At 66.7% G+C, this 17,024-nt stretch carries 15 protein-coding genes and 1 tRNA gene; 10 read left to right on the forward strand and 6 right to left on the reverse strand.

Annotation, left to right across the window (positions count from 1 at the left end; all coding sequences use genetic code 11):
• Positions 1-172 precede the first annotated feature (172 nt).
• The 6 genes from rsmG to rpmH all read right to left on the reverse strand — a co-directional run bounded on the left by rsmG (position 173) and on the right by rpmH (position 3,429).
• Complete coding sequence (gene rsmG, locus DKM19_RS46730; RefSeq protein WP_110706481.1) at positions 173-871, reverse strand: 16S rRNA (guanine(527)-N(7))-methyltransferase RsmG; 699 nt, start codon at positions 869-871, stop codon at positions 173-175.
• 161 nt (positions 872-1,032) lie between these two features.
• Positions 1,033-1,536, reverse strand: a complete 504-nt coding sequence (locus DKM19_RS46735; RefSeq protein WP_089212783.1) for a R3H domain-containing nucleic acid-binding protein — start codon at positions 1,534-1,536, stop codon at positions 1,033-1,035.
• Positions 1,537-1,571: 35 nt separating this feature from the next.
• Positions 1,572-2,522, reverse strand: coding sequence for a membrane protein insertase YidC (gene yidC / locus DKM19_RS46740; protein ID WP_110705014.1), 951 nt, complete (start codon positions 2,520-2,522; stop codon positions 1,572-1,574).
• Positions 2,523-2,526: 4 nt separating this feature from the next.
• Positions 2,527-2,805: a membrane protein insertion efficiency factor YidD gene (gene yidD / locus DKM19_RS46745; protein ID WP_089212801.1), complete on the reverse strand. Its 279-nt coding sequence runs from the start codon at positions 2,803-2,805 to the stop codon at positions 2,527-2,529.
• Positions 2,805-3,344: a ribonuclease P protein component gene (rnpA, locus tag DKM19_RS46750; protein ID WP_369987516.1), complete on the reverse strand. Its 540-nt coding sequence runs from the start codon at positions 3,342-3,344 to the stop codon at positions 2,805-2,807. The genes yidD and rnpA overlap by 1 nt, the downstream gene beginning before the upstream one ends.
• Entirely contained in the window at positions 3,292-3,429 is a 138-nt protein-coding gene (rpmH, locus tag DKM19_RS46755) for a 50S ribosomal protein L34 (protein ID WP_089212786.1), read from the reverse strand. Before rpmH ends, rnpA begins: the two co-directional genes overlap by 53 nt.
• A 524-nt stretch (positions 3,430-3,953) precedes the next feature.
• Between rpmH and dnaA the strand changes: the two genes are divergently transcribed.
• The 10 genes from dnaA (at position 3,954) to DKM19_RS46805 (ending at position 16,960) form a co-directional block, all read left to right on the forward strand.
• Complete coding sequence (gene dnaA / locus DKM19_RS46760) at positions 3,954-5,699, forward strand: chromosomal replication initiator protein DnaA (RefSeq protein WP_110705016.1); 1,746 nt, start codon at positions 3,954-3,956, stop codon at positions 5,697-5,699.
• 574 nt (positions 5,700-6,273) lie between these two features.
• A complete protein-coding gene (dnaN, locus tag DKM19_RS46765; RefSeq protein ID WP_110705017.1) occupies positions 6,274-7,413 on the forward strand; it encodes a DNA polymerase III subunit beta in 1,140 nt (379 codons plus the stop codon).
• A gap of 60 nt (positions 7,414-7,473) precedes the next feature.
• A complete protein-coding gene (locus DKM19_RS46770; protein ID WP_110705018.1) occupies positions 7,474-8,205 on the forward strand; it encodes a 3-keto-5-aminohexanoate cleavage protein in 732 nt (243 codons plus the stop codon).
• A gap of 32 nt (positions 8,206-8,237) precedes the next feature.
• Positions 8,238-9,179 carry a phosphogluconate dehydrogenase (NAD(+)-dependent, decarboxylating) gene (gene gnd / locus DKM19_RS46775; protein ID WP_089212789.1) on the forward strand — a complete coding sequence of 314 codons (942 nt, stop codon included), beginning with the start codon at positions 8,238-8,240 and terminating at the stop codon, positions 9,177-9,179.
• Between the two features lie 102 nt (positions 9,180-9,281).
• Positions 9,282-10,490, forward strand: a complete 1,209-nt coding sequence (gene recF / locus DKM19_RS46780) for a DNA replication/repair protein RecF (protein WP_110705019.1) — start codon at positions 9,282-9,284, stop codon at positions 10,488-10,490.
• Positions 10,480-11,244, forward strand: a complete 765-nt coding sequence (locus DKM19_RS52385; protein WP_239513971.1) for a DciA family protein — start codon at positions 10,480-10,482, stop codon at positions 11,242-11,244. The genes recF and DKM19_RS52385 overlap by 11 nt, the downstream gene beginning before the upstream one ends.
• Positions 11,245-11,536: 292 nt before the next feature.
• On the forward strand, positions 11,537-13,480 hold the full coding sequence (gene gyrB / locus DKM19_RS46790; protein WP_110705020.1) for a DNA topoisomerase (ATP-hydrolyzing) subunit B: 1,944 nt from the start codon (positions 11,537-11,539) through the stop codon (positions 13,478-13,480).
• A 31-nt stretch (positions 13,481-13,511) separates the two neighbouring features.
• On the forward strand, positions 13,512-16,022 hold the full coding sequence (gene gyrA, locus DKM19_RS46795; protein ID WP_110705021.1) for a DNA gyrase subunit A: 2,511 nt from the start codon (positions 13,512-13,514) through the stop codon (positions 16,020-16,022).
• Between the two features lie 72 nt (positions 16,023-16,094).
• A complete protein-coding gene (locus DKM19_RS46800; protein ID WP_110706482.1) occupies positions 16,095-16,748 on the forward strand; it encodes a DUF3566 domain-containing protein in 654 nt (217 codons plus the stop codon).
• A gap of 138 nt (positions 16,749-16,886) precedes the next feature.
• A tRNA-Ile gene (locus tag DKM19_RS46805) sits at positions 16,887-16,960 on the forward strand.
• Positions 16,961-17,024 lie beyond the last annotated feature (64 nt).

A 17,024-nucleotide genomic window follows, 5' to 3' on the forward strand; every position in this document is an offset into this window, starting at 1 on the left:
GTCCTTTCAACCGGCCTGACTGCGGCGGGAGCCGGTACCGGCCAGCCCAGACCGGAAGGGCGGCCATATGTCAGAACGGCGGGATTCTCGGGCCAGCCGAGGCCACACGCCGCGCTGACGATCGCACTTACACGGTCATTCACTGGCCTTGTACTCGCTTTGCTCGGTTTATCTACTGGCCTCGTGCTTGCTTCGCTCGCGAGGCGCGATCTTTCCGGCGAGAGGGCTGGCGTGCTCCCTCAGGAGCCCGACCGGCGACCACCCGGATGAGAGTTGCAGGCGGCTCGACCTTACCGTGCCCGACCGATACAAGCTCAGCCGTTTCCACCCCACTCGACCTCAATTGCGCCTCTGCGTCCGCCAATTCCTCCGCCGCCCGCTCCCCCTTCATCGCAAGTAGCTCGCCGCCCTCTCGCAGCAACGGCAGCGACCACTTCAGCAACCGCCCGAGCGGAGCCACCGCTCGGGCCGAGGCCACGTCGAAGTCGAGCTTGCCCGCGAACTCCTCGGCCCGGCCTCGCAGCACCTCGACATTGCCGAGTTTCAGCGTATCCACGCACTCCTGGAGGAACACCGTCCGGCGCAGGAGCGGCTCCAGGAGGGTGACGGTGATGTCCGGTCGTACGATCGCCAGGACGATGCCCGGCAGCCCCGCACCCGAGCCGATGTCCACCAGCCGCACGTCCGCGGGGACGATCTCGGAAACCACCGCGCAGTTAAGCAAATGGCGGTCCCAGATTCGCGGCACCTCACGCGGCCCGAGCAATCCGCGCACCACTCCTGGGCCGGCCAGTAGCTCCGCGAAGGCCTCCGCCCGGGACCATGCGGCCCCGGTGAACACCTCTCGCGCAACTTCGGGCGGCTCGGGCATCTGGTCGGTCACTCGACCTCACTCTTCCTTGGAAAAACTGTCTGGGTCAGGCCGGTCTAAGGCTAACGGGCTGCCCCACAGCGACACACAAAGCAGGGCACGAAAAAGGCCGTCGTCCCTGGAAAACCAGGGACGACGGCCGATTTGTGCCCGGTGTGCCGCTATGCGGGCAGGACCACCACGAAACGACGGGGCTCCTCGCCTTCGGATTCGCTGCGCAGGCCCGCCGCCGCGACGGCGTCGTGCACGACTTTGCGCTCGAACGGAGTCATCGGCTGCAGAGACTTGGGCTCGCCGTTGCGCTTGACGTCTTCGGCGATCTTACGTCCGAGCTCGCTCAGTTCGGCCCTGCGACGCTCACGAAAGCCACCGATGTCCAACATGAGACGGGACCGCTCGCCCGTCTGCCGGTGTACCGCGAGGCGGGTCAGCTCCTGGATCGCTTCCAGCACCTCGCCGTTGGAGCCTACGAGGTCGCCGCCCTTGATATCCACAACCGACACCACGGCGCGGTCACCCTCGACATCCATGTCGATGTCACCGTCGATATCGGCGATGTCGAGCAGACCCTCGACGTAGTCCGCCGCGATCTCGCCTTCCTGCTCCAGCGCAGCGAGATCCGGAGCCGCCTTCACGGTCTCCTTTTCGGCCTCGGCCTCGGTCACGTCCGGCCACTCCTTCGTGCTGTCGGGATGGGTCGTCAGGACTTCTTGCTACCGGTCCGCTTACTGCGGGGCTGGCGGGTCGGCTGCTGGCGGATCGGCTTGGGCTCCGGTTCCACGGGCGGCGCCGGGGGCTCCGGCGGCGGCTTCCTGACCTTGCTCAGCAGGCTCGGCTTGGGCTCAGGAGTCGTCACGTTTCCCTTGGCGTCGACCACGGGGGAGGGGTTGCGGCTGTAGAACCAGTGTTGCTGACTCAGGGTCCACAGGTTGGTGGTGACCCAGTAAAGGATCAGGCCGAGGGGGAAGTTCAGCGAGAAGAACGCGAACAGCGGCGAGACGTACATCAGCAGCTTCTGCTGCTTCGCCATCGGGTTGTCCGGCATCTGCGCTATCGAGCGGCCCACGCTCTGCCGGACGGTGAGGAACGTGGTCAGCGAGCTGATCGCCACGAAGAACGCGAGCACGATCTTCGTCTGGATCGGGTTCGCGCCGAACGCCTCGATCTCCGGGCCGGTGCTCCAGAAGGTCGCCGGCAGCGGGGCGCCGAAGATGTGCGCATGCCTGGCACTGTCGACGAACTGCTGCGTCATGCCGAACTTGAGCTGACCGTGCGCCATGGCGTTGAGCACGGTGAACATCGAGATGAAGATCGGGAACTGGGCCACGACCGGCAGACAGCCACCGAGCGGGTTGGCTCCCTGCCCCTGGTACAGCGCCATGACCTCCTGGTTCATGCGCTGCTTGTCGTTCTTGTATCGCTTGCGGATCTCTGCGACCTGTGGGCCCAGCTCCTGCATCTTCTTCGACGAGCGCATCTGCTTGAGGAAGAGGGGGAAGATCAGCAGCCGCATCAGAACCGTCAGCGTGACGATGGTCAGCGCCCACGTCAGCCCGCTGTCCGGGCTGAGGACGCTGCTGTAGCCCTGATGAATCCAGATGATGACTTGGGCGACTGCTGTATATAGCCAGTTCAGCCAGGACAGCTCCACCGAGCTAGCTCCCTTGCGTTTCGTCGGACCGGCCCGGGCGTGGGGGCACCGGGTCAAAACCTCCGGGATGGAATGGGTGGCAACGCCCGATTCTCCGGATCGTCAACCATGTGCCGCGCAGCGCACCATGGACGGTCAACGCCTCAAGACCGTAAGCACTACACGAAGGATGGAAACGGCAACGGGGACCCAGCAGAGGACTCACGTAGGCCCGGTAGAACCGGACAGGAGCCATCAGGACCCTGGCAGCCGGAGAAATCCCGGCGGTCTGCTGCGCCGTCATCATCGCCCATCCATGCGAGTCTTGGGAGACTCTCGCCGCCTGAGTAAACGATCCAACGCGGCGTCAAGCTCGGCGGCAAGGCGCTCGCTCCGCGCGGACGCGGCCGGTGGATTGGCGCGTACAACCAGCAGGCTACCTCTCGGAAGCCTGTCGAGACGGTCTCGCATGAGGTGTCTCAACTGACGTTTAACTCGATTTCGTATAACAGCGCCTCCCACGGCGCGGCTCACCACGAATCCGATCAATGGGGGTTCATCCGCATTCGGACGCATGCTGAGGTGCGCGACCAGTGTGGGGCGGCCTGCTCGGCTTCCCTTTCTGACCGCGTTGGCGAACTCGTCGCCCCGGCGCATGCGGGACACGGACGGCAACACGAGAGACCTTGATTTGACCCTGGGCAGACACGACTGTCGCCCGCCGACATCACGGCCGGCGGGCAACGGTGCGTGGCTGCCTTGGCCCGGCGAACCGGGCGCAACGGATGCGTCAGGCGGACAGCTCGACGCGGCCCTTGCGCCGACGGGCGGCCAGAATGGCACGACCGGCGCGAGTGCGCATGCGGAGACGGAAGCCGTGAGTCTTCGCGCGACGGCGGTTGTTCGGCTGGAAAGTACGCTTGGTCACGAGTGGGCTCCAGGCTTAAGCGCATCCCCAGCACATGGGGACGCTCGACAGTGGCTGGCTTACCGGAAGCGGGGCATGCGAAATAGCCGTCGCGTGGCAAGCCGACCTTCGTACGTTAGGGGTCACGCGTGTCCCAGGTCAAACCGGAGAGCACGCCTATATAGGTTATCCACCTTTCCACAGGCTACTTTTCCACCGACGCCTCGCCATCCACAGGATGTGCACGCAGTGTCCCTCGTGCTGCCACTAGGCTGTGGACAACGTCTTGTCCACAGCTGGGGACAGGGCTACTGTCGTCCCTTCCAGACCTTCTCTCTACTGCGAGAATGCGCCAGGGCCGCAGGTATCAGACTGTGCACACCTTGTGGATTCGATGTGGATTTCGAACAGTGCCCCCGGCGGGGCCACGGGGACGCCGGCATGTGGACAACAGCGGAATCCGGCACGCCCGGCGGCCATCGGTGTGGATAAACAGATCGCGGTGAACTCAGGCGGGACCGCGTCGGGAGGAGGAGAGCCGGACCATGGATGGAATGGATCTCAGCGCGGTATGGGCACGGGCGTTGGAGAACTCCCTCAACGAGAGCGTCCCCTCCCAGCAGCGTGTCTGGCTCAGTATGACCCGGCCCTTCGGCCTCATGAACGACACCGTGGTCCTGGCCGCCCCCACCGATTTCGCCAGAGATGTCCTGGAAAATAAGCTTCGTCCGCTTATCAGCCACGCACTCTCCAAGGAGTTCGGCCGCCCGATGCGGGTCGCGGTCATGGTGGACCCCGCCGCGGCCGGTTCGGAGCCCGGGCTCGCCCCTCGCCAGGAGCCTTATCCCCAGGCACCGCAGACGGGTTATACACAGGGCAACGGACCGCAGCAGAGTTATACACAGTCGGTAACTCCCCAGCACCACAACGGTTCTGGCCTGCAGCACCCCTATCCGACCCCCGGGCCCGCCGCTCCTCCGTCCACCGAATATCCACAGCATCAACCACAGGGCCAGCCGTTCTCCTACCCGTACCAGCACGTGGAGGAGCCCCCTCAGCCCTACCTCCCCGCGGAGCCCTCCCCACAGCCACCGCAGGGGGAGCCGAACTCCGGGTACGGCCGCGGCGGCTACACCCCGCAGCCCTCTCCTCCGCGTCCCGAGCCGGACACCTTCGACCGCGGCGCGCAGAACCCGGGCCCCAGCCACGTGCAGAACAGGTGGGACAGCCGCGGCAGCCGTACGCAGGGAGAGCCCGCCCGGCTGAACCCGAAGTACACCTTTGACACCTTTGTTATCGGCTCCAGCAACCGGTTCGCCCACGCGGCGGCGGTCGCGGTGGCCGAGGCGCCGGCCAAGGCGTACAACCCGCTGTTCATCTACGGTGACTCGGGCCTGGGCAAGACCCACCTGCTGCACGCGATCGGCCACTACGCGCAGAGCCTCTACGACGGCGCGCGGGTGAGATACGTGAGCTCGGAGGAGTTCACCAACGACTTCATCAACTCCATCCGCGACCACAAGGCGGACGGCTTCCGCAGCCGCTACCGGGCGGTGGACATCCTGCTTGTGGACGACATCCAGTTCCTGGAGGGCAAGGAGCAGACGCAGGAGGAGTTCTTCCACACCTTCAACACGCTGCACAACGCCAACAAGCAGATCGTCATCTCCAGCGACCGGGCGCCCAAGCAGCTGGTCACGCTGGAAGACCGGCTCCGCAACCGGTTCGAGTGGGGCCTGATCACCGACGTCCAGCCGCCCGAGCTGGAGACGCGTATCGCGATCCTGCGCAAGAAGGCGATCCAGGAGGGCCTGGCCGCCCCGCCCGAGGTGCTCGAATACATCGCCAGCCGCATCTCCACCAACATCCGTGAGCTCGAGGGCGCCCTGATCCGGGTGACCGCGTTCGCCAGCCTCAATCGGCAGTCGGTGGACCTGCAGCTCGCCGAGGTCGTGCTCAAGGACCTGATCACCGAGGACGCCGGCTCCGAGATCACCGTCGCCACGATCATGGCCTCCACCGCGGCCTACTTCGGGCTGTCGATCGACGATCTGTGCGGCGGGTCACGCTCGCGCGTCCTGGTCACCGCCCGCCAGATCGCGATGTATCTGTGCAGGGAACTCACCGACATGTCGCTGCCGAAGATCGGCCAGCAGTTCGGCGGCCGCGACCACACCACGGTCATGCACGCCGACCGCAAGATCCGCTCCCTGATGGCAGAGCGTCGCTCGATCTACAACCAGGTCAACGAACTCACCACCAGGATCAAGCAGCAGTCGCGCAATGGATGAGGATTTCCCTCGCGTGATGCACAGGCTGTGGAAAACCTTGTGGATCATTGGCACGGCCGTGGCAAAAGAGCGCCATCGGAGCGCCCAGCCATGATCATCCAGGAGGTCACCGTCCCGAACCCCGTTCGGGACGTGGGGATAACTCTGGGGAGAACTTGGGGACAACTTGGGGACAACTCGTGGATAACCTGTGGGGACCCTGTGAAGAGAGTTTTCCCCAGGGACAAAACGACCTCTTACCCGGTGGACAACCTGGGGAAACCTCGTGGATAACCGGTGGACAGAGGACCCAAGATCTGGGGATGGCCTGTGTGTACAACTCGGTTCTCCCCAGGCCCAAGAGTTCTCCACACCGTTCACCCACAGGCCCGGTGGATGAAAAAACAGGGTCTGAGCTGCGGAAACAACGGCTTTCCACAGTATCCACCGCCCCTAATGCGATGACCACTTGTATCTCTCAATAGGAAACCCAAGAGCCATAAGAGGGTTCCGGGAGAGCGCAGGTGCGGGACAGTGAACACTTGAACCCCAGGCACCGAGCGAACGGCGCTCGATACACAGGAGGCAGATCCACGTGATGTTCCGGGTCGACCGAGACGTGCTCGCTGAGGCGGTCGCATGGACGGCGCGCAGTCTGCCTGCGCGCCCCTCCGTGCCGGTGCTGGCCGGCATGCGTCTCGAAGTCACCGAAGACGGGCAGCTCAAGCTCTCCGGCTTCGACTACGAGGTCTCCGCCGAGGTGACCCTCGAACTGCAGACGGGCGAGGCAGGCGTCGTGCTCGTCTCCGGCAGGCTGCTCGCCGAGATCACCAGGGCGCTGCCCGCACAACCGGTGGAATTCGTTGTGGAGGGCGCGAAGGCCGTCGTCACCTGCGGCAGCGCACGGTTCACCCTTCTCACCATGCCTGTGGAGGACTACCCGTCCCTGCCGGCCATGCCCCCGGCCGCGGGACGGATCGGCAGCGACGTGTTCGCCTCGGCCGTCGGCCAGGTCGCCGTGGCCGCCGGTAAGGACGACACCCTGCCGATGCTCACCGGTGTGCGCGTGGAGATCGAGGGCGACACGGTCACCCTGGCGGCGACCGACCGCTACCGCCTCGCCGTACGAGAGCTGAAGTGGCAGCCGGACCAGCCCGACTTCTCCGCGATCGCCATGATCCCCGGCAGGACCCTCGCCGACACGGCCAAGGCCCTGGGCAACACCGGCGCCGAGATCGAGATCGCGATGAGCTCGGTCGGCGGCACCGGCGAAGGCATGATCGGTTTCTCCAGCGCCGGCCGCCGCACCACCACCCGGCTGCTCGACCCCGAGTTCCCCAAATACCGCTCGCTGCTGCCGACCGAGTTCTCCGCCCGCGCCGACCTGCCGACGAGCGTCTTCGTCGAGGCCGTCAAGCGCGTGGCCCTGGTCGCCGAGCGCAACACCCCCGTCCGGCTGGCCTTCCGCGGCGACGAGGTCGTCCTGGAGGCGGGCAGCGGCGACGAGGCCCAGGCGGTCGAGGTGCTCGCGGTCGACTTCGAGGGCGACGACATCAACATCGCCTTCAACCACCAGTTCCTGCTGGAGGGGCTCGGCGCGATCGACTCCGACGTGGCGCGCCTGCAGATGACCACGTCCACCAAGCCCGCCATCCTCACCGGTGGCAAGCCTGTGGACGACGGCGGGGTTCCCGACTACCGCTACCTGATCATGCCCATCCGCCTCTCCAGCTGATTCGGCACGCTGGGCGGCGAGCCGGACCGGGACGCGGAGGCGAGGCATGGGAGCCAGGGGATGACCATGATCAAAGCCTGTCTCAACGGAAACAGGAGGCCCGGCGACCACCCTGCCCTCCCTGTGACACCCCTGGAGCTCGCTGAAGCGGCCCGTGAGGCCCGTGAGGCGGGTGCGGACGCCGTGCACATGCATCCGCGCGACGCGACGGGCAGGGAGTCGCTCAGCGCCGTCCACATCGGCGCGGCCGTCCGCGCGGTGCGGCAGGCGTGTCCCGGGTTTCCCGTCGGGGTCAGCACGGGCCTGTGGATATCCGGCGGAGACGTCGAGGCGCGGCGCGAGGCCGTACGGGGCTGGGCCGCGCTGGAGCCGCAGGACCGGCCGGATTTCGCGTCGGTGAACCTCGCCGAAGAGGGCTTCTCCGACCTGTGGCAGGATCTGCGGCGGCTCGGAGTGGGTGTGGAGGCCGGTGTCTGGTCTGTGGACGACGCCGACGCGCTCGCCGCGACCGGGCTGGAGTGCCTGCGGGTGCTCGTCGAGATCATCGGCGGCTCCGCGGACACGTCCGTGTCCCGGGCACACGCGGTGCTCGCCCGCCTCGACCACCTGGGCGTTCCCGGCCCGAGGCTCCTCCACGGAGAGGGAGCCCCGACCTGGATACTTGTGGACGAGGCGGGGCAGTTGGGTCTGGCCACGCGCATCGGCCTGGAGGATGTCCTCCACAGCCCTGTGGGCGATCCGGTTGACGGAAACGCCGAGCTGGTACGGCTCGCGCGGGCACGCCTGACGTAGGTGGATGATGGAACCCTGAAGGGGGTGCTCGTATGCAGATCGGCATGGTTGGACTGGGCAAAATGGGCGGCAAAATGGCAGAGCGCCTGCGCCGCGGTGGCCACGACGTCGTCGGTTACGACCGCGATCCCGCGGTCAGTGACGTCTCAAGCCTGAAGGAGCTCATGGAGCGTCTTCAGGAGCCGCGCGCGGTGTGGGTCATGGTGCCCTCGGGTCCGCCGACCCACGCGACGATCGAGGAGCTCGGCAACCTGATGTCGCCCGGCGACATCCTCGTCGACGGCGGCAACTCGCACTACGTGGACGACCAGAGGCACGGCGCCTACCTCGGGACCAAGCAGATCGGCTTCGTCGACTGCGGCGTGAGCGGAGGCGTCTGGGGCCTGCAGAACGGCTACGCCCTGATGGTCGGTGGCTCGAAGGAGAACGTCGACCGGATGATGCCGGTCTTCGACACCCTCAAGCCCGAGCAGGACGGTTTTGTCCACGCCGGCGAGATCGGCGCGGGTCACTTCGCCAAGATGGTCCACAACGGCATCGAGTACGGCATGATGCAGTCCTTCGCCGAGGGCTGGGAGCTGCTTGAGGCCTCCGACATCGTGACCGACGTGCCCGGCGCCTTCAAGAGCTGGCGGACCGGCACGGTCATCCGCTCCTGGCTGCTCGACCTGCTGGTCCGCGCGCTCGACGAGGACCCGGCCCTAGAAGAGCTCGAGGGATACGCGCAGGACTCGGGCGAGGGCCGCTGGACGGTGCAGGCGGCCGTGGACCACGCGGTCCCGCTGCCGGTCATCACCGCCGCGCTGTACGCCAGGTTCGCCTCCCGCCAGGACGACTCGCCGGCCATGAAGGTCGTCGCGGCCCTGCGCAACCAGTTCGGCGGGCACGCCGTCACCTCCAAGGAGGGCTCGGTGGCCAAGGGCGCCGACTCCCCCGGCGCCGATGTCGTCCCGCCCGTGGAGGCCCAGAAGTAATCCCACGTTCGTACGGCTTGCGCCCATACCTTTTCCACAGGGGCAAGCCGTACAAACGTGGCGAGGCCCCAGTGACGGGCGTGGCCGACTAATCTTCCTGAGGTGCATGTCGCCAGCCTCTCCCTGACCGACTTCCGTTCCTACGAATCCGTTGACCTCGGTCTGGAGCCGGGGGTCACCGCCTTCGTCGGGCCCAACGGGCAGGGCAAGACCAACCTGGTCGAGGCCCTGGGCTACGTGGCGACACAGTCCAGCCACCGGGTCGCCAACGACGGCCCGCTGGTGCGGCAGGGCGCGGCGCGGGCGATCATCCGGTCGGTGGTGATGCGCGAGGACCGGCGGGCGCTGATCGAGCTGGAGCTCAACCCGGGGAAGGCCAACCGGGCCAGGCTGAACCGCTCGCCCGTGGCCCGCCCGCGCGACGTCATCGGCCTGCTGCGCACGGTCCTGTTCGCTCCCGAGGACCTGTCCATGGTCAAGGGCGACCCCTCGGAGCGACGCCGGTTCCTGGACGATCTCCTGGTGGCCAGGACTCCCCGGTTCGCGGGGGTTCGCGCCGACTACGACCGGGTGCTCAAGCAGCGCGGGGCCCTGCTGCGCACGGCCGCGCAGGCGCGGAGGGGTAGCCGGAGCGGGCGAAGGGCCGAGAGCGACGCGGCGTTCGCCGCGGCCGGGGCGGGAGACCCGTTGAGCACCCTTGAGGTCTGGGACGCCCACCTGGCCAGGCACGGCGCGGAGCTGCTCGCGGCCAGGCTGGAGCTGGTGGAGGTCCTGCGGCCGCTGGTCGCGGCCTCCTACGCGTCCCTCGCACCCGACTCGGCCCCCGCCGACCTGGAGTATCGCGGCACGTTGTCCACAGGCCTGGGGACGGGCGGCCCCGACGGTTCCGGTGACGCCGGCGGCGCCGACCGTGCCGCTCTGGAGGAGCGGATGCGGGCCGCCCTGCTGGAGGTCCGGAGCTCCGAGCTCGAACGCGGCATCACCCTGGTCGGCCCGCACCGCGACGATCTGTTCCTCGGCCTGGGAGACCTGCCCGCGCGCGGCTACGCCAGCCACGGCGAGTCGTGGTCGTTCGCGCTGGCGCTCCGGCTTGCCGCCTACGACCTCCTGAAGGCCGACGGCGGCGACCCGGTGCTGATCCTCGACGACGTCTTCGCCGAGCTGGACAACCGGCGCCGGCGCCGGTTGGCCGAGATGGTCGCCCCCGCCGAGCAGGTGCTGATCACCGCGGCGGTCCCCGATGACGTGCCGGCCGAGCTGGCCGGATCCCGGTTCGACGTGGCGGAAGGCGGCGTGACCCGTGTCCGATAAGACACCGTCCGAGCTCAGGTTGGTCAGGAGCCCGGTGCCCGGATCGGCCCAGGGCTCCAAGCCCGGCTCGGCTCAGGGCCCGGAGCGGGGATCTTCCCGGGGGTCCGAAGCGGGATCGACCCGGAGCCCGGCGCCCGGATCGGCCCAGGGTCCGAAACTGGAACTGGTCAGGAGCTCCGAGCCGGGATCGGCCAAGGCCCCCGTCCCGGACCCGGAGCAGGGATCCGGGTCCGGGACAGGATCGGGATCGGGATCGGGATCGGCCAAGAGTGCGGCGGCCAAGGGCGCGGCGATGGCCAGGGAGAAACTGGCCCAGGCCAAATCGGACGCGGCCAAACGGGGTCAGCTGCCCCGCCGCGAGCCCCGGCGCAAGGCGTACGGACCGCGCAGGGACTCGGGGGATCCCCAGCTTTTCGGCCGGGCCATCGCGGACCTTCTGGCCGACCGCGGCTGGGAGCAGCCCGCCGCGGTGGGCGGGGTGTTCGGCCGCTGGCACGAGATCGTCGGCCCCGACATGGCGGCCCACACCACGCCGGAGACCTTCGCCGACGGCGAGGTTCTTGTGGTCGCCGACTCCACGGCCTGGGCGACCCAGGTGAGATTGCTCGCCAGGACGCTGGTCAGAAGGTTGAATGAGGAGCTTGGGGACGGAACGGTACAGCGCGTGAAGGTGCGCGGCCCCCAGAACGGCCCCCGTCCCAGCGGTGGTCTGAGGGTCACCGGAAGTCGCGGCCCGGGCGACACATACGGCTGATCGATCACGCAGAAACGGATCAGCGGCCCCTCTGGCGCGGCGACCCCCGTCCCCGTAGGGGGATGTTTGAGATGATGATCGTCGCGCGACAGAGGCTTCTAGAGGCCGTCAATGCCACACGATGTGTTCCGAGCCGCTAGAATGAAATTGAATTCCGGACACGTCCGTTTGCGTGTCACCCCGGCGTGTGCGCCGATCCCTGGGTGAGCGCATCGGGGCATTCATGACGGTGACGGGCACGGCGGGGCCATGTGTTCCCGCGCCGCGTGTCCGCGGCAGGAGGATTTCGCACTTGTCCTACGACGCTAGCTCAATCACCGTTCTCGAAGGGCTTGAGGCGGTCCGTAAGCGCCCAGGCATGTACATCGGTTCGACCGGAGAGCGTGGTCTCCACCACCTCGTCTACGAGGTTGTGGACAACTCCGTCGACGAGGCCCTGGCAGGACACGCCGACAGGATCGAGATCACGCTGCTCGCAGACAACGGTGTGCGAGTTGTGGACAACGGCCGAGGCATTCCCGTAGGCATCGTCCCCGGCGAGAACCGGCCGGCCGTCGAGGTCGTCCTGACCGTGCTGCACGCGGGTGGAAAGTTCGACGACAAGTCCTACGCGGTCTCCGGCGGTCTGCACGGCGTCGGCGTCTCGGTGGTCAACGCCCTGTCCAAGAGACTCGACGTGGAGATCCGCACCGAGGGTCACTACTGGCGGCAGAACTATGCCGACACCCGGCCGGTCGCACCCCTGGCCAAGGGGGAGAAGACCGACGAGACCGGCACCTCCATCACCTTCTGGGCCGACGAGACCATCTTCGAGACCACGACGTGGCACTTCGAGACGCTCACGCGCCGCTTCCAGGAGATGGCCTTCCTCAACAAGGGCCTGACGATCTCCATCAAGGACGAGCGGCCCGATTTCATCAACGGCGAGCCCAAAGAGATCACCTACCGCTATGAAGGCGGCCTCTCCGACTTCGTCAAGCACCTCAACGCCAAGAAGGAGCCCGCTCACCTCTCGGTGATCGACTTCGAGGAGAACGGCGAGGGCATCGCGGTCGAGATCGCCATGCAGTGGAACAACTCCTACAGCGAGTCGGTCTACACCTTCGCCAACACGATCAACACCGCCGAGGGCGGCACCCACGAGGAGGGCTTCCGCGCGGCGTTGACGTCGATCGTCAACCGCTACGCGCGCGAGCAGAAGTTCCTCAAGGAGGGCAAGGACGACAACCTGGCCGGTGAGGACATCCGCGAGGGTCTCACCGCGATCATCTCGGTGAAGCTGGCCGACCCGCAGTTCGAGGGCCAGACCAAGACCAAGCTGGGCAACACCGAGGCCAAGTCGTTCGTCCAGAAGGCCTGCAACGACCATCTTCGCGACTGGTTCGAGCGCAACCCGGGCGAGGCCAAGGACATCATCAGCAAGTCCCTGCAGGCCTCCCGCGCCCGCCTCGCGGCCCGCCAGGCCCGCGACCTGACCCGGCGCAAGTCGCTGCTGGAGTCCGGGTCGGGCCTGCCCGGCAAGCTCGCCGACTGCCAGTGGAGCGACCCGGAGAAGTGCGAGCTGTACATCGTCGAGGGTGACTCGGCGGGTGGCTCGGCCAAGGGCGGCCGCGACTCCAAGTTCCAGGCGATCCTCCCGATCCGCGGCAAGATCCTCAACGTCGAGAAGGCGCGGATCGACAGGGTCCTCCAGAACAACGAGGTCCAGGCGCTGATCACCGCCATGGGCACCGGTGTGCACGACGAGTTCGACATCGCCAAGCTGCGGTATCACAAGCTCATCCTGATGGCCGACGCCGACGTCGACGGCCAGCACATCACGACCCTGCTGCTGACCCTGCTGTTCCGCTTCATGAGGCCGTTGATCGAGGCCGGGCACGTCTACCTCTCGCAGCCGCCGCTCTACAAGATCAAGTGGGACCGGAGAGGCGACGACGCCTCCTACGCCTACTCCGACCGGGAGCGTGACGCGGTCATCCAGGCCGGCATCGAGTCGGGCAAGCCCGACCCCCGGCCCCGTGACAACGTGCAGCGCTTCAAGGGTCTGGGCGAGATGAACGCCTCCCAGCTCTGGGAGACCACCATGAACCCCGACACCCGCCTGCTCCTGCAGGTCACCCTTGATGACGCCGCTCAGGCCGACGAGCTGTTCAGCGTGCTCATGGGTGAGGACGTCGAAGCCCGCCGCTCCTTCATCATCAGGAACGCCCGGGACGTCCGATTCCTCGACGTGTAGCGGTAGCCGTACCAGAAAAGGATTTTGACCTGTGACGGAAGTGAACACTCCGCCTGGACCTCCGATCGATCGCGTCGAACCGGTGGACATCCAGTCCGAGATGCAGCGCAGCTACATGGACTACGCGATGTCGGTCATCGTCTCGCGTGCCCTGCCGGACGTCCGGGACGGTTTCAAGCCGGTCCACCGCCGGGTCCTGTACGCCATGTACGACGGCGGCTACCGGCCTGACCGCGGTTATTTCAAGTGCTCCCGCGTCGTCGGCGACGTCATGGGCTCCTACCACCCGCACGGTGACTCCTCCATCTACGGCACCGTCGTGCGAATGGCCCAGCCCTGGTCGCTGCGCTACCCGCTGGTCGACGGGCAGGGCAACTTCGGCTCGCCGGGCAACGACCCGCCGGCGGCGATGCGATACACCGAGTGCAAGCTCGCGCCGATCGCCATGGAGATGCTGCGCGACATCGACAAGGACACCGTCGATCTCGTTCCCAACTACGACGGGCGCTCCCAGGAGCCCGTGGTCCTGCCGGCGAGGTTCCCGAACCTGCTGGTCAACGGATCCGCCGGCATCGCGGTCGGCATGGCCACCAGCATCCCGCCGCACAACCTGCGGGAGGTGTCCGAGGGGGTCAAGTGGTGCCTGCAGAACCCCGAGGCCACCGACGAGGAGCTCCTCGAAGCGCTGATCGCCAGGGTCAAGGGGCCCGACTTCCCCACCGGCGCGCTGATCGTCGGCCGCCGGGGCATCGACGACGCCTACCGGACCGGCCGCGGTTCGATCACCATGCGGGCGATCGTGGAGGTCGAGGAGGACGCCAAGGGTCGCCAGTGCCTGGTGATCACCAAGCTGCCCTACCAGGTCAACCCGGACAACCTCGCGCTGACGATCGCCGAGTCCGTGAAGGACGGCCGGATCACCGGCATCGCCGACGTCCGTGACGAGAGCTCCTCCCGGGTGGGCCAGCGTCTGGTGATCGTGCTCAAGCGCGACGCGGTCGCCAAGGTCGTGCTGAACAACCTCTACAAGCACACCCAGCTGCAGACCACCTTCGGCGCCAACATGCTGGCCCTGGTCGACGGCGTCCCGAGGACGCTCCGGCTCGACCAGTTCGTCCGCCACTACGTCTCGCACCAGATCGAGGTCGTGGTCCGCCGGACGCAGTATCTGCTGCGCAAGGCCGAGGAGCGGGCGCACATCCTGCGTGCGCTGCTGCGGGCACTCGACCGGATGGACGAGGTCATCGCCCTGATCCGGCGGTCGCCATCGGCGTCCGCGGCCCAGGGCGGCCTGATGACGCTGCTGGAGATCGACGAGATCCAGGCGCAGGCCATCCTCGACATGCAGCTGCGCAAGCTGGCGGCCCTGGAGCGCCAGCAGATCACCGACGAGTATGACGCGCTGATGGCGCACATCATCGACTACCAGGACATCCTGGCCTCGCCCGAGCGGCAGCGGACGATCGTCTTCGACGAGCTTTCCGAGATCGTGGCGAAGTTCGGTGACGAGCGTCAGACGGAGATCATCGCCTACGAGGGCGACATGTCCATCGAGGATCTCCTCGCCGAAGAGGACATGGTCGTCACGATCACCCGCGGTGGCTACGCCAAGCGCACCAACACCGACCTCTACCGGGCGCAGAAGCGCGGCGGCAAGGGCGTGCGCGGGGCGCAGCTGCGCCAGGACGACATCGTCGACCACTTCTTCGTCACGACGACCCACCACTGGCTGCTGTTCTTCACGAACAAGGGCCGGGTCTACCGGGTCAAGGCCTACGAGCTGCCCGACTCCGGCCGGGACGCCCGTGGTCAGCACCTGGCGAACCTGCTGGCCATGCAGCCGGACGAGATCGTCATGGAGGTCCTGGACCTTCGCGACTACGAGGTCGCTCCCTACCTCGTGCTGGCCACCCGAAGCGGTCTGGTGAAGAAAACTCGCCTTTCCGAATACGACTCGCCGCGCACGGGTGGCCTAATCGCCATCAACTTGCGCGAAGATGACGAGGTGATCGCCGCCAGGCTGGTATCGGAGGAGGACGACCTCCTCCTGGTCTCTCGCGGAGCTCAGTCCATTCGCTTCACGGCCTCCGACGAGGCGCTGCGGCCGATGGGCCGGGCGACCAGCGGTGTGATCGGCATGCGTTTCCTCGACGGAGACGAGCTGCTGGCCATGAACCGGATGGCAGACGGCGACCATGTGCTGATCGCGACCGAGGGCGGCTATGCCAAGCGCACCCCCGCTGAGCAATATCCTTTGCAGGGACGAGGCGGAAAGGGCGTCCTGACGGCCAAGATCGTCAGCGCTCGTGGCAAGCTGGTTGGCGCGGCCATGGTCAGGCCCGAGGACGAGGTCTTTGCGATCACGTCCGCCGGCGGGGTTATCCGGACCAGTGCAGGAGAGATCAAGCAGTCCGGCCGCCAGACCATGGGGGTGCGTCTGATGAATCTCGCGGAGGGGGACAGCGTCGTGGCTCTCGCCCGAAATGCCGAGGCTTTGGAAGCAGAGACTTTGGAAACTGAGGAAAACGGGGAAGGGGAGTAGCCCGTGAATGCTCAGTCCAATTCCGGTCCACGTCCGGCCTCGTCATCGACACGCGACCAGGTGACGGAGAAGATGGACAAGACCGCTGAAACGAACGTCGTCGAGGTGGTCGAGTCACCGGCCGACGGTAGTGCGCCCACGCCGGGGACCGATGATTCGGTAACCGACGAGCCCAAGGGCAGGCAGAGCGTGACGGCGATCGAGGACAACAAAAAGCAGGGCGAGTCCACGGTGCGGATCCGCCCGGCGGAGCCGAGCCGTACTCCCTGGTCGCCAGGGGGGCTTTCGTCTCCCAAGCCTCCTCCGGAGGGGGCGGACAAGAAGGCGACTTCGGACTCGGCTCCTCGGCCGCCGCGCAAGGCACACCTGGTGCTGCGCCGCATCGAGCCGTGGTCGGCCATGAAGTTCAGCTTCGTGGTCTCGCTGGTCTGCTTTGTGGTGCTGTTCATCGCGGTCGCGGTTCTTTACATGGTTCTGTCTGGGCTTGGGGTGTTCGAGAACATCATCCAGACGGTCAACCAGCTGACGACGGCCGACGGCAAGTCCACCAGCGGTGTGGACGTCGCCTCCTGGTTCGAGCCGGTCCGCATCCTTGGCTACACCGCCCTGATCGGTGCGGTGAACGTGGTGCTGATCACCGCCATGTCGACCCTTGGTGCGGTGATCTACAACATCGCCTCCGACCTGGTCGGCGGCGTGGAGGTCACTTTCAGCGAGGCCGAGTAGGCAACCTGCCGCCATGTCCCCGGTTTGAGAGCCGGGGACATGGCGCGAGCGGGCGTCAGAACAGGGTAAGCTTTTCCCTGTTCGAGTGAACGGATTCGTCCTCGCCAAGCGAGTGCGGCACCGTTCATTGTGTGTCGAGGGGCTATAGCTCAGACGGTTAGAGCGCTTCCCTGATAAGGAAGAGGTCCCAGGTTCAAGTCCTGGTAGCCCCACACAGCTCAGAGGCCATTTCCCACTAAGGGAAGTGGCCTTTTTGATCTTCCAGGTGACTAAGGT

The sequence above is a fragment of the Streptosporangium sp. 'caverna' genome, from assembly GCF_003203775.1.
GTDB lineage: Bacteria > Actinomycetota > Actinomycetes > Streptosporangiales > Streptosporangiaceae > Streptosporangium > Streptosporangium subroseum.

What these genes read in the sequence shown, in the direction of transcription:
- rsmG (WP_110706481.1), bottom strand. Translation starts at nt 871, where the DNA reads ATGCCCGAGCCGCCCGAAGTTGCGCGAGAGGTGTTCACCGGGGCCGCA.
- yidD (WP_089212801.1), bottom strand. Translation starts at nt 2,805, where the DNA reads ATGACGGCGCAGCAGACCGCCGGGATTTCTCCGGCTGCCAGGGTCCTG.
- dnaA (WP_110705016.1), top strand. Translation starts at nt 3,954, where the DNA reads ATGGATGGAATGGATCTCAGCGCGGTATGGGCACGGGCGTTGGAGAAC.
- DKM19_RS46770 (WP_110705018.1), top strand. Translation starts at nt 7,474, where the DNA reads ATGACCATGATCAAAGCCTGTCTCAACGGAAACAGGAGGCCCGGCGAC.
- gnd (WP_089212789.1), top strand. Translation starts at nt 8,238, where the DNA reads ATGCAGATCGGCATGGTTGGACTGGGCAAAATGGGCGGCAAAATGGCA.
- DKM19_RS46800 (WP_110706482.1), top strand. Translation starts at nt 16,095, where the DNA reads ATGGACAAGACCGCTGAAACGAACGTCGTCGAGGTGGTCGAGTCACCG.